Here is a 12818-nt window from a genome sequence, read left to right on the forward strand (position 1 = left end):
TCCTCCTCGCGCGTCGGACGGTAGTGGCGCCGTCTCCCGGCAACCAGTCGGCGCGTTCGACATTGTCGAACGGCAGCGGTATCCGGGTCGCTGGTCCCGCCGTAACTTCCGTTGCACGCACGGTCGCGTCCGCGACGTGCGGGGCGAACGGAGGCTCAACGATGAACTTCGGCTCGATCTTCCTCAGCGAAGCACTCGGCACAGGCGTGCTGGTGCTGCTCGGGGTCGGTGTGGTCGCGAACGTATTGCTGGCGAAGTCCAAAGGGTTGGACGGCGGCTGGCTGCTGATCAACGTGGGATGGGGGTTCGCCGTGCTGGCAGGCGTTTACGTCGCCTACAAGACCGGCGGCCATCTGAATCCAGCGGTCACCGTCGGCATCCTGTTCAGCGGCGCCGACGAGTTCGCCCCCGGCATCCCGGTCTCCGGCTCCGCGACGCTCGCGTATCTGAGCGGTCAATTCGCCGGCGCGTTCCTCGGCGCGACCGTCGCCTACGTGGCCTACAAGCGCCACTTCGACGCCGAGACCGACGAGGAGAAGAAGCTCGCGGTATTCGCCACCGGCCCCGCGATTCGCGCCCTGCGCTGGAACTTCGTCACCGAAGTGATCGGCACGTTCACCCTCGTCCTGGTGATCCTCACCTTCGGCCACACGCCGAGCGGGCTCGGCCCGGCGGCCGCCGCGCTGTTGGTCGTCGGCATCGGCGCCTCGCTGGGCGGTCCGACCGGCTACGCCATCAACCCCGCTCGCGATCTCGGCCCGCGCATCGCGCACGCCCTGCTGCCGGTGAGCAGATCCGCCTCCGCCGACGCGGTCCTGGTGCCGGTGGGCGCGGGCGCTCCCGCACCGACCGGATCGCCCGACGCCGCACCGCGCGGCAAGGACTCCGACTGGGGTTACGCCTGGGTGCCGGTACTCGGTCCGCTGCTCGGCGGCGCGCTGGCCGGGCTCGCCGCACAGTTCCTGTTCTGAATCCTTCTGTCCCCCAGCAGTTTCCCGAAAGGACCGCGATGAGCCAGTACGTCGGCGCCATCGACCAGGGCACCACGAGCACTCGCTTCATGGTGTTCGACCACGGCGGCAACGAGGTTGCCCGCCACCAGCTCGAGCACGAGCAGATCCTGCCGCGCCCCGGCTGGGTGGAGCACAATCCGACCGAGATCTGGGAGCGCACCCGCGCGGTCATCCAGACCACCCTCACCAAGGCCGATCTCGTCGCGAGCGACCTGGCCGCGGTCGGCGTCACCAACCAGCGGGAGACCACGGTGGTGTGGAACCGCAAGACCGGGCGGCCGTACTGCAACGCGATCGTCTGGCAGGACACCCGCACCGATCGCATCGCCGCCGAACTGGAACGGGCCGGCCACGGCGACACCATCCGCCGCAAGGCGGGCCTGCCGCCCGCCACCTACTTCTCCGGCGGCAAGCTGCGCTGGATCCTGGAAAACATCCCGGGGGTGGCCGAGGACGCCGAACGCGGCGACGCGCTGTTCGGCACCACCGACACCTGGCTGCTGTGGCAGCTGACCGGCGGAGTCGACGGCGGCGTGCACGTCACCGACCCGACCAACGCCAGCCGCACGATGCTGATGGACCTGGAGACCCTGGACTGGGACGACGAACTGCTGTCGTTGTTCGGTGTGCCGCGCGCGATGCTGCCCACGATCGCGCCCTCGGCCAACCCGGACCTGTTCGGCACCACCCGGGCCGACGGCCCGTTCGGCGGCGTCGTGCCGCTGGCCGGTGTGCTCGGCGACCAGCAGGCCGCCACGGTCGGACAGGTCTGCTTCCGTCCCGGCGAGGCGAAGAACACCTACGGCACCGGCAACTTCCTACTGCTCAACACCGGCACCGAGATCGTGCGCTCCCAGCACGGCCTGCTGACCACGGTGGCCTACCAGCTCGGCGCCCAGAAGCCGGTGTACGCGCTGGAAGGCTCGATCGCGGTGACCGGCTCGGCGGTGCAGTGGCTGCGCGACCAGCTGGGCATCATCTCCGGCGCGGCGCAGAGCGAATCGCTGGCCCGGCAGGCCGAGGACAACGGCGGGGTATATTTCGTGCCCGCGTTCTCCGGCTTGTTCGCGCCGTATTGGCGCTCGGACGCGCGGGGCGCGATCGTCGGCCTGTCCCGCTACAGCACCAACGCCCATCTCGCGCGGGCGACGCTGGAATCGATCTGCTACCAGACCCGCGACGTGGTCGAGGCGATGCAGGCCGACTCCGGCGTCCAGCTGGACGTGCTCCGGGTGGACGGCGGCGTCACCGCCAACGAGCTGTGCATGCAATTACAGGCCGATTTCCTCGGCGTGCCGGTGTCGCGGCCGGTGGTCGCCGAGACCACCGCACTCGGCGCCGCCTACGCGGCCGGGCTGGCGGTCGGCTTCTGGAACGACACCGACGAGCTGGAACAGAACTGGAACGAGGCCAAGCGCTGGAACCCGACCTGGTCGGCGGAGCAGCGCGAGCGTGGCTACGCGCGCTGGAAGAAGGCTGTCGCCCGGACCCTGGACTGGATCGACGTCGACGAATGAGGGGCGACGCCGTCCTGCCCGAATAACCCCGAAACAAGGAGAGATACCGCTGTGTCCGCACGATTGGACGCCCAGTACCGCGCCGGCGCGGTGAACGCACTCGGCGACACCGAGATCGACGTACTCGTCATCGGCGGCGGCGTGGTCGGCGCGGGCGCCGCCCTCGACGCCGCCTCCCGCGGCCTGACCGTGACCCTGGTGGAGGCCAGGGACTTCGCGGCGGGCACCTCCAGCCGCTCCAGCAAACTCATCCACGGTGGACTGCGCTACCTGGAGCAGCTGGACTTCTGGCTGGTACGGGAGGCGCTGAAGGAGCGCGGCCTGCTGCTGCACCGGCTGGCCCCGCACCTGGTGCGGCCCGTGTCGTTCCTGCTGCCCTTGCGGCATCGCGTCTGGGAGCGCGCCTACATCGGCGCGGGGGTCGCCCTGTACGACACCATCGGCGGCGCCCGCGCGCTGCCGATGCACCGGCACCTGTCGCGCACCCGCGCCCTCGAACTCGCGCCCGCGCTGCGCGAAGACGCGCTCACCGGCGCGATCCGGTACTTCGACGCGCAGGTCGACGACGCCAGGCACACGATGATGATCGCGCGCACGGCCGCGCAGCACGGCGCGACCGTGCTCACCCGCACGAAGGTGACGGCGCTGCTGCGCGACGGTGAACGCGTCGTCGGCGCGGAGATCACCGACCGGGAGACCGGCCGGGTGCACACCATCCGCGCGCGCCGGGTGATCAGCGCCACCGGGGTGTGGACCGACGAGATGAACCGGATGACCGGCGTCGATTTCCCCTTCCACGTCCGGATGTCCAAGGGCGTGCACATCCTGGTGCCGCGCCATCGCCTGCACCTGGACACCGGCCTGATCATGCGCACCGAGAAGAGCGTGCTGTTCGTCATCCCGTGGCACCGGTACTGGATCATCGGCACCACCGACACGGACTGGTCGCTGGACAAGGATCACCCCGCGGCCAGCGACGCCGACGTGCGGTACCTGCTCGACCACGTCAACCGGGTCCTGCGCGAGCCGCTCACCCGCGACGACATCGTCGGAACGTACGCGGGGCTGCGGCCGCTGCTGTCGGGCGCGTCGGCCGACACCGCGACGCTCTCGCGGGAGCACGCGGTCGCCGAACCGGCGCCCGGCCTGTTCGTGATCGCGGGCGGCAAGTACACCACCTACCGGGTGATGGCCGCAGACGTCGTGGACGCGGCGGTGGCCGGACTCGGCCGCGCGGTCGCCCCGTCGGTGACCGAGCACCTGCCGATCCTCGGCGCGGTGGGTTACCAGGAACTCGCCGCCGACCTGGACAGCCTGGCCCAGCGCACGGGTCTGCCGCGGGCGACGGTCGAGCGTCTGCTCGGCAGGTACGGTTCGGCGATCACCGACCTGTTCGACCTGATCGCGCGCGAGCCCGCGTTGGGCGACCCGCTCACCGGCGCACCCGAGTACCTCGGCGCGGAGGCGGTGTACGCGGTGACGCACGAGGGCGCTCTGCACTTGGACGACGTGCTCACCCGCCGCACCCGGGTCTCCATCGAAGCGCCCGACCGCGGTCTGGCCGCCGCCGCCGAGGTGGCCTGGCTGATCGGCGCGCACCTCGACTGGGACGCCGACACCACCGAGCGCGAGATCACCCGCTACCGCGAGCGGGTGCGCGCGGAACTGGCCGCCAATCAGGCGGCCGACGACGAGTCCGCCAACGCGGCCCGGTTGGTCACGGTCGCCTGAGCCCGGTCAGTGGCACGGTTCCCGCGGCGGATCCGTGCCACGCCCGTGCTCACTGATCCATGCCGCTGTGCCCGCTCGGTGTCGACTCGTCGGTCTCGACGTCCGCACCGGCCGGGTGTTCGTCGGCGTGCGTCGGCTTGGTGTGCTCGTCGGCGAAATCCGCGTCCTGCTGCATCGACTCCGCCGTCGTCGGATCGACATTCGGTGTGCTCATAACCCGCGCGTACCCAACCCGGCCGCCCTGACGCATACCGCGCGGCCGGCCCGGCGAGGCGCCTCGCCGGGCGTGGCGGGTTGACCTCGAGCGCGGTTGAGGATGGACCATGGTCTGCATGACTCGTCCAGCTGATTTCTGGAACACCGTCTACGACAACGACACCGCACCCTGGGTGATCGGCGAGCCGCAACCGGCCATCGTCGCGCTCGAGCGCGACGGCGGCATCACCGGACGCGTGCTCGACCCCGGCTGCGGCGCGGGTGAGCACACCATCCTGCTGACCAGGCTCGGATACGACGTGCGCGGCATAGACATGTCGCCGAGCGCGGTGGCGTACGCGCGCGCCAACGCGGCCGAGCGGGGCGTGCCGTCCGCCGCGTTCGAGGTGGCCGACGCGCTCGCGCTCGGCGAGCGGCCCGACTTCGCCGGTGACCCGCCCGGCTCCGCGCCCGCGTTCGACACCGTGGTCGACAGCGCGCTGTTCCACGTCTTCGGGACCGAGGACGAGGCGCGCGCCGCCTATGTCCGCAGCCTGCACGCGGTCTGCAAGCCGGGCGGCACGGTCTACGTTCTCGCGCTCTCCGACGTCGAGCCGGGGTTCGGCCCGCGCATCAGCGACGCCTTGATCCGCGAGTCTTTCGGCGACGGCTGGAAGGTGGAGGACTTGCGGCCCACCAAGTACCGGGGGCGGGTCACCGACCTGGTCGCCCAACAGGCCGCGGACCTGGCGCTCTCCGAGTCCGGCCAGGTCGACGCCGCCGCGTGGCTGGCCCGGGTCCGCCGCCTGTGAACCGTCCGGCTCACACCCCCTTGGGCGCTCTGCTGCCCATGAACCCGAAAAGATAACCCGCGACCCGCCGCATCTGGATCTCTTCGGCGCCCTCGGTGATCCGATAGCGCCGATGGTGGCGGTAGATGTGCTCGAACGGCTTGTGCCGGGAGTAGCCGAGGCCGCCGTGCACCTGCATGGCGCGGTCGGCGGCCTCGCAACACAACCGGTTGGCCCAGTAGTTGCACATCGAGACCTGCTCGGAGACGGCGAACGTGCCGTAGGTGTCCATCGACCACGCGGTCTTGTGGATCAGGGCGCGCAGCATCTCGCACTGGGTGTGCAACTCCACCAGCGGGAACTGGATCGCCTGATTGGTGGCCAGCGGCTTGCCGAAGGGCTTGCGCTGTTTGGCGTAGGCCACCGACTCGTCGATGCAGTACTGCGCCGCGCCCAGGCTGGACGCGGCCTGGCGGATCCGGTTCTCGTTGAAGAAGTGCTGCACCACCGCCAAGCCGCGTCCTTCGCCGCCGAAGACGGCGGTGTCCGGGACCCGGACGCCGTCCAGCGCGACGCGGGCGTGGTCGGTGGGCATGTTGAAGGTCCAGAGGTATTCCTCCACGACGAATCCGGGCGCGTCGGTGGGCACCAGGAACGCGGTGATGCCCGCGGCGTCGCCCGGCCCGCCCGAGGTGCGCGCGAAGATCAGGTCGGCGTCGGCGATGTGCACGCCGGTGTTCCACGTCTTGCGCCCGGTGATCACCCAGTCGTCCCCGTCGCGCACCGCCGCGGTCTCCATGTGGGTCGCGTCGGAGCCGTGCTCGGGCTCGGTGATGCCGAAGGCGAAGAACTTCGTTCCCGAGGCCAACCCGTCCACCCACTCCGCCTGCTGGGCGGGTGTGCCGTACTCGAGCATGAGCAGCAGGCCGACGTTGTTCGCGACGATGGCGTGCTCGTTCTGCAGGTCGCAGTGCAGTCCGAGACCGCGCCGGGCCAAGTGCTCGCGGATCACGGCCATGCCCAGATTGGTGCCGTCCCGGCCGCCGTACCGCGCGGGAAACGCGTACCGCAGGTGCCCGGCGGCGTCGGCGCGCCTGCGCACCTCGGCCAGCAACTCCTCCCAGCGCGCGTTCGGCAGGCCGCCGCGATCCCAGTCGGTGCGGGCGTCCTCGCGGCGGTGGTCGAAGAAGCGGATGTTGTCGTCGGCCTGCTCGAGCGGCGTGATCTCCCGATCGATGAACGCGTCGAGTTCGGCCAGGTAGTCGATCAGTTCTGCGGGTAGTTCGAAATCCATCGGCGCAGTCAGCCTTTCCCGGTGGGTCGGATCTGCATCAGCAGGTCCCATTCGATTTCCGAGACGCGGCGGCCGCTGGCCGCCATCACGATGTCCCGCACGCTGCCGTCCAGATGGGCCGCGGCCTGCCCGGCCAGCCCGATGCCCCAGGCGAGCGTGCACATCACCTTCCACCAGCGGAACCGGTCTTCGTCGAAATCGCCGCCGCCGCGCTGGTAGCCGCGCACGAACGCGGCGCGGCCCGCGAGTCCGCCGAATTCCCGGTCGTCCGCGCGGAAACGCCACATGCGCAGCGCGGGCCAGGCCACGTCGCGCATCGGATCGCCGTGGCGCTGCGCGCCTTCCCAGTCCAGCACCGCCCGCAGGCCCTCCGGACCGACGACGATGTTGCCGTTGCGCAGGTCGGTGTGCAGCAGCGCGGTACGGGGCGGTGCGGGCGGGCAGCGGCGTTCCAGCCAACGCAGGGTGAGGGCGAACACCGGCCGGTCCGGCAACAGCGCACGCACGTGCTCGGCCGCCTCGGCCAGCTGGCGTCCGGGATCGGGGGCCGCCTCCGGCAGCCTGGTGGGCGCGGTCGACGGGTCGATGGCATGCAGGCGGCCCATGGCTTCACCGAGCTGCTCGGCGACCCGTTCGCCGAGACCCGCGGCCTCGGTCAGTCGTAAGACTCTGCGGGGCACGGTCTCTCCGTCCACCCGTTCGGAGACCACGAACGGCCCGCCCACATACGCGCTGTCGGTGCAGATCGCCACCACGGGGGGCACCGGCACGCCATGGGTCCGCGCCAGTTCCCGGACGGCGGCCTCCACGTCGACGGGAACCAGCTCGATCGCGCTCGGCACGATGGTCGCGACCAAGCGCCGCGTCCCGCCGCCCAGGTCGGCTTCGAAGGCGACGTTCCGGCGGCGGGCGCCCGCGGAAAGATATTCGACCTTCGACACCGCCACCGCGCGGCCGGCGCCCGACTCGAGAAACGCGGCCAAGCCGACGGCCAGATCGGCGCTCACTCGCCCGTCCAGGCGTCGTACCCCGGCTTGGCGATGGCCAGATCGGCCCGCACGACGGAGACCAGCGCTTCCCAGAGTTGCTCGTCATCGCCCTCGGCCACAGCCGCGAGCAACTCGCGCTCCCGCTGTACCGCGTCCGGGCCGGATTCGATCTCCCTGCGCACGATCCTGGCGAGGTTGGCCCCCACCCGCGCCTTGTGCTGCAATCCCGCGGGCAGGGCGGGCAGCAGCGTCTCCTCGAGCAGTTCGGCGAGCGAATCCAGCAACTCCGCTGCCGCTGGGCGATTCTGCATTCGTTCCCCTCGGTCGGTTCCGGCCCTCAGCATGGCACGCACCGGGGCCGTCCCGATCGGTACTTTCGGCCGTCGGATTCGGAAAGCCGCGGGCGTCGAGATGGACGCGCACCGGCTTCCTGTGTGGCGGCTGGGAATCCGCCGTGGGTCTGCTTCGTACAAGGTCGGGCATGCGAACGGTCGGTAAACTGCGAGCGGGAGTAGGCGCGGATGCGCCATTCGTTGCGCTGGGCGAACACAGGAGAAATGCATTGGCGACCGGTCGCGTCCGTTCCGCCGTCGTCGCTGGGTTCGCCCTGGTCATGGCGGTGCTCCTGGCGGCGTGCTCGTCCTCGTCCGGACCGGGCGGAACTCCGGAGCCCGTGGGCCCGGCGCCCGCGCCCATCGCCATCACGCCCGCATCCGGCGCCCGCGATGTCGACCCCCTCGCGCCGGTCCGGGTGAGCACCGCCGACGGCGAGCTGACCGCGGTCACCATGACCAACGAGCAGGGCAAGGTGGTCGACGGGATCCTGACGCCGGACAAGACGGCCTGGAAACCCACCGAGCCGCTCGGCTACGGCCGCACCTACACGGTGACCGCGGAAGGCCTGACCGTCACCGGCAGAACCGGCCCCACCACCTCCACCTTCTCCACGCTGAGCCCGAACAATCAGACCAAGGTCTCGCTGACCACCACGGGCGGCACGCCGCTGTCCGACGGCGGCACCTTCGGCGTTGGCACCGTGGTGGTGGCCCACTTCGACGAGGACGTCCCCGACCGCGCCGCCGCCGAGAAGCATCTGGCGGTCACCACCGACCCGCCCGTCGAAGGCTCCTGGTACTGGCTCGACGACCGCAACGCGCACTGGCGTCCGAAGGAGTACTACGCGCCTGGCACCAAGGTGAGCGTGGCGGCGAACATCTACGGCCAAGAACTCGGCCGAGGGCTCTACGGCCAGGAGGACACGAAGACCACGTTCACCATCGGCGCGTCGCACGTCTCGATCGCCGACGACAACACCAAGCAGATCGAGGTCTTCGAGAACGGCAGGCTGATCCGCACCATGCCCACTTCGATGGGCATGGGCGGCAGCGAGGTCGTCGCGGGCAAGACGATCACCTTCTGGACCCAGCCCGGGATCTACACGGTGATGGACAAGGCCAATCCGGTGATCATGGATTCGTCCACCTACGGCCTGCCGATCAACTCGCGCCTCGGCTACAAGGAGGCCATCGGCTGGGCGACCCGGATCAGCACCGACGGCATCTACCTGCACCAACTGGACTCCACCGTCTGGGCGCAGGGCAACACCGACGTGTCGCACGGCTGTCTCAATCTCAGCGGGGAGAACGCCCAGTGGTTCTTCGCTTTCGCCGTCCCCGGTGACGTGGTGGAGATCCGCAACACCGGCGGCGCACCGCTCGAGGTGTGGCAGAACGGCGACTGGGGCCTGCCGTGGGACCAGTGGGTGCAGGGCAGCGCGCTGCGGTAGCGGCCGTCCAGCCGACACGCTGACCGGTCTTGCCGAGGGCGGGAAGCTGCACTACATTCCTGCTCTCGCGAGACCACTCGGTCTCCAATCCCCGCGCGTGGCGCCTCTCGCGGCGCCGTGTGGGACCCGCGTTGACGATCGGAGCCGGCTCGATGGCGATGCTGTTGTACTACCTACTCCTACCGCTGTATCTGGCCGAGTCGTTCGTTCGCTTACTGGACTGAGCGCCGATCGCCCAGCTCAACGTGGTGCAACCGCTTCCGCTTCCGACGTGGCGCTCGCCTCGCCGCCCCTTCCCGGCCGCTGTGAACTCTTCCGCCGCGGAAGCGCTCGGCGTGGCAGAAGCGCCCGGCTACTTCCGGGCGCGGCGCTCCCGAAGGTCGAGGCACATCCCCCCTGAATCCGTCGTCCGGTGGCAGACGTTTTCGCGTCCTCGGCAGTCTGCGGGGCGCGGAACTGTTCGACGACCACGTCCGCGACCAGACGCCTCACGAGGCGTCGACTCCCACCAGGGAACGGCTGACAGCCGGTCGCGGGATCACGACCGCACCGGCCCCGTAGCGAGCTGGCGGTTGCCGCACCCGCGTCCACTCAACCCGCCTGCTCGGCCCCCGGCGGCTGATGGAAGCCGGGACCGGCCTTGGGTTCGACGTCGCGCGGGTCGATCGGCTCGCGGCAGTGGTCGCAGACCAGCATGGGCGAGGTCTCCTGCCCGCAGCTGCGGTGCTCCAGGACGATCGGAGGGCCCTCCGGCCCGGCCAGGTGGTGGTCGCCCCAGACCATCATCGCCGTGACGATCGGATAAAGCTCGCGACCCGCGGCGGTGAGGTGATAGTCGACGCGCCCGCCGCCGTGATCGGTGCGGGTGAGAATGCCGGCGTCGATCAGCATGCGCAGGCGGCTGGTGAGCAGGTTGCGGTTGGTGATGCCGATGTTGCGGGCGAAATCGCTGAAACGGTGCACCCCGAAGAACGCCTCGGCGATGAGCAGGATGGTCCACCGGTCGCCGAGCAGTTCGACGACGCGGGTGACCGAATCGTCGACCGGGCGCCGCAATGTCATGGCGCTATCTTCGCATCCCTGCACGGTATTGCTTTCCTACCATCGGTATCACAATAATACCGGTAGACCGTGCCCTCCGGGCCGACAGCTGGGAGTGTCGATGACGACGACGAACCACCCGACCGACGACTACGTGCGCCTGCTCGACCCGGTGGTGCGACCGGATCCGTATCCCCTCTTCGCGCGGCTGCGCGAGTCCGGCGCGTTCCGGATCGGCACCGCTCCGGCGGTCGTGCTGACCCGCTATGCCGACTGCGCCGCCGTGCTGCGCGATCCCCGAGCGAGCGTCGACCGGTCACTGGCCCGCTTGCAACTCGGGTCGATGCCGATCTACGACGGGACGCGCGACGACGGTGCGGCCCGGGCGAAACCCTCGTTCCTGTTCCTGGACCCGCCCGACCACACGCGCCTGCGCCGCCTGGTGTCCAAGGCGTTCACCCCGCGCGTCGTGCGGCGACTGGAACCCCGGATCACCGAGATCGTCGACGACCTGCTCGACCAGCGCGCCCGCGAGGGGCGATTCGACGCCGTCGACCACTTCGCCTACCCGCTGCCGGTCACCGTCATCTGCGAACTGCTCGGCGTGCCGCTCGCCGACGAAGCCCGGCTGAGCACCTGGTCCGCGCTGCTGTCGCGCACCCTCGATCCGACCTCCCGCGCCGCCGCCCAGTTCCGCGCCGATCCGGCGCAGATCCAGCGCGCCGGGACCGAACTGCACGCCTACTTCGAAGAACTCACCGACCGCCGCCGCCGCGCCCCCGGTCCGGATCTGCTGTCCGAACTCATCGCCGCCGAAGACGCCGGGGACGCGCTCACCCACGCGGAACTGATCTCGACCTGCGCACTGCTGCTGGTCGCCGGGCACGAGACCACCGTCAACCTGATCGCCAACGCGACCCTCGCCCTGTTGCGCAGGCCGGACGAACTCGCCGCTCTGCGCGCGGATCCGGACCGGGCGACGGGCGTGGTCGAGGAGACGCTGCGCTTCGACCCGCCGGTCCAGTTGATCCCGCGCATCGCCGCCGACGACATGACCGTCGGCGACACGGACATCCAGCGCGGCGATCTGGTGGTACTGCTGATCGCCGCCGCGCACCGCGACGCCGCGACGTTCACCGACCCCGACCGCTTCGACCCGGCGCGGGACAACCGCCATCTGGCTTTCGGCCTCGGGGCGCACTTCTGCGTCGGCGCTCCCCTGGCCCGCTTGGAGGCGCGCGTGGCGCTGACCCGGTTCGCACAACGGGTGGAATCGCCTTCACTATTGATGGACCCGCCGCCGTACCGGGAGCACGTCAACTTGCGCGGACCCGCGCACCTGCCCATCGAGTTCGCGGCGATCCGGCCCCGCTGACGACGGGGGCCAGCCATCGTAGGAGCGTATGGCCGCCGCGTGCGGCGCCGCCGTCATACAGTCACCTGTGAACGCGCCCTCTTCTCCGAGCACGCCATGTCGCAGTGATCCGACTCCGCTGTCGACGCGAGTCAGCAGTCGTACCCGTCGTCCGGCGTCCCCCGTTCGGCGCAGCGGGTGGCCACCGTGGGCAGCCCGACGCCACACGATCGGGGGAACGCGCCCGCGCCGAACACGCCACGTCACAGCGATCCGACTCCGCTGTCGACGCGAGTCAGCCGTCTACGCGACGTGCGGCGTCCATCCTTCGGCGCAGCGAGGGCCGCCGCGGGCAGCCCCGACCCCACAGAGTCACCTGTGCACGCGCCCCCGCCGAGCACCCCGCGTCTCAGCGATCGGGCTCCGTCAGCGGTGCCGGTCAGCCGTCGTACGCGACGTGCGGCGTCCATTCTTCGGCGGGGCGTGTGGCCGCGGCGTGCAGCGCCGCCGCCACCCGGTCGCGCGTGAACGCGCCCTCGCCGAGCACTCCGTTGATCTGCACCGCGACGGCCCGGATGCCCTCGGGCGCGAGGGTGGCGTCCAAACTGGTCACCAAGTTGCGCACCGCCGCCTTCTGGACGCCGAGCGAAGCGGCCCGATGCCACGGCTTGTCCGCGGCCGCGCTGCCGGTGACCAGCACGCGGGCGCCCTCGGACAGGAAAGGCCGCGCCGCTTGGACGGCGGGCAGCAGCGCCGCCGCGCCGACGGTGAAGTCTTCGATCAACTCCGGCACGGAGAGCCGCAACGGATCGGCTTCCCGGAACACGCTGGGGTTGAAGTGCAATACGTCGATCCGGCCGTGGCGCTCGCCCACCCTGGCGACCAACCGGGTCACATCGGCGGGATCGCGCAGATCCACCCCCACGCCCTCCGCCTGGAAACCTTGCTCGCGCAATTCTTTCGCCAACGGCTCGGCCTCCGCGGGCAACCGGCAGGCCAGCACCGCGGTGTAGCCATCGACGGCGAACAGGCGAGCCACCGACAACCCGACACCGGGCCCGGCGCCGAGCACGAGAAGCACGGGGCCGGTCATGATCGCCCCGCCCC

12 protein-coding genes are annotated in these 12818 nt (G+C 70.5%); 6 read left to right on the forward strand and 6 right to left on the reverse strand.

Annotated features, from left to right (window positions below):
• Positions 1-161 precede the first annotated feature (161 nt).
• From GVY64_RS17235 to glpD, 3 genes are read left to right on the forward strand one after another with little or no spacing between them, the layout of a single operon-like run.
• The gene (locus tag GVY64_RS17235; RefSeq protein ID WP_159842555.1) at positions 162-971 is read left to right on the forward strand and encodes an MIP/aquaporin family protein; all 810 of its coding nucleotides are present in this window, start codon (positions 162-164) and stop codon (positions 969-971) included.
• Between the two features lie 38 nt (positions 972-1009).
• Positions 1010-2530, forward strand: coding sequence for a glycerol kinase GlpK (gene glpK, locus GVY64_RS17240; protein ID WP_159842557.1), 1521 nt, complete (start codon positions 1010-1012; stop codon positions 2528-2530).
• Between the two features lie 51 nt (positions 2531-2581).
• Positions 2582-4261 carry a glycerol-3-phosphate dehydrogenase gene (gene glpD, locus GVY64_RS17245; protein ID WP_159842559.1) on the forward strand — a complete coding sequence of 560 codons (1680 nt, stop codon included), beginning with the start codon at positions 2582-2584 and terminating at the stop codon, positions 4259-4261.
• Positions 4262-4310: 49 nt separating this feature from the next.
• On the opposite strand, the gene GVY64_RS37265 is transcribed toward glpD, so the two are convergent.
• Positions 4311-4475, reverse strand: a complete 165-nt coding sequence (locus GVY64_RS37265; protein ID WP_201298045.1) for a hypothetical protein — start codon at positions 4473-4475, stop codon at positions 4311-4313.
• A 118-nt stretch (positions 4476-4593) separates the two neighbouring features.
• Between GVY64_RS37265 and GVY64_RS17250 the strand changes: the two genes are divergently transcribed.
• The gene (locus GVY64_RS17250; protein ID WP_159842561.1) at positions 4594-5268 is read left to right on the forward strand and encodes a class I SAM-dependent methyltransferase; all 675 of its coding nucleotides are present in this window, start codon (positions 4594-4596) and stop codon (positions 5266-5268) included.
• A 10-nt stretch (positions 5269-5278) separates the two neighbouring features.
• Here GVY64_RS17250 and GVY64_RS17255 read toward each other — a convergent pair whose 3' ends face one another.
• From GVY64_RS17255 to GVY64_RS17265, 3 genes are read right to left on the reverse strand one after another with little or no spacing between them, the layout of a single operon-like run.
• A complete protein-coding gene (locus GVY64_RS17255) occupies positions 5279-6541 on the reverse strand; it encodes an acyl-CoA dehydrogenase family protein (protein ID WP_159842564.1) in 1263 nt (420 codons plus the stop codon).
• Between the two features lie 8 nt (positions 6542-6549).
• A complete protein-coding gene (locus tag GVY64_RS17260; RefSeq protein WP_236566894.1) occupies positions 6550-7548 on the reverse strand; it encodes a phosphotransferase family protein in 999 nt (332 codons plus the stop codon).
• Positions 7545-7841, reverse strand: a complete 297-nt coding sequence (locus GVY64_RS17265; protein WP_159842566.1) for a DUF6285 domain-containing protein — start codon at positions 7839-7841, stop codon at positions 7545-7547. Before GVY64_RS17265 ends, GVY64_RS17260 begins: the two co-directional genes overlap by 4 nt.
• Positions 7842-8143: 302 nt before the next feature.
• Here GVY64_RS17265 and GVY64_RS17270 point away from each other — a divergent pair, with 302 nt between their 5' ends.
• Positions 8144-9316 (forward strand): L,D-transpeptidase, encoded by a 1173-nt coding sequence (locus GVY64_RS17270; RefSeq protein ID WP_159842754.1) that lies wholly within the window; start codon positions 8144-8146, stop codon positions 9314-9316.
• A 591-nt stretch (positions 9317-9907) separates the two neighbouring features.
• Here GVY64_RS17270 and GVY64_RS17275 read toward each other — a convergent pair.
• The gene (locus GVY64_RS17275; protein WP_159842568.1) at positions 9908-10378 is read right to left on the reverse strand and encodes a winged helix-turn-helix transcriptional regulator; all 471 of its coding nucleotides are present in this window, start codon (positions 10376-10378) and stop codon (positions 9908-9910) included.
• Positions 10379-10478: 100 nt separating this feature from the next.
• On the opposite strand from GVY64_RS17275, the gene GVY64_RS17280 reads away from it, so the two are divergent.
• Positions 10479-11732: a cytochrome P450 gene (locus GVY64_RS17280; RefSeq protein WP_159842570.1), complete on the forward strand. Its 1254-nt coding sequence runs from the start codon at positions 10479-10481 to the stop codon at positions 11730-11732.
• 418 nt (positions 11733-12150) lie between these two features.
• Here GVY64_RS17280 and GVY64_RS17285 read toward each other — a convergent pair whose 3' ends face one another.
• A complete protein-coding gene (locus GVY64_RS17285) occupies positions 12151-12804 on the reverse strand; it encodes an SDR family NAD(P)-dependent oxidoreductase (protein ID WP_159842572.1) in 654 nt (217 codons plus the stop codon).
• Positions 12805-12818: the final 14 nt, after the last annotated feature.

This window comes from Nocardia sp. CY41 (genome assembly GCF_009829325.1).
Classification (GTDB): domain Bacteria; phylum Actinomycetota; class Actinomycetes; order Mycobacteriales; family Mycobacteriaceae; genus Nocardia.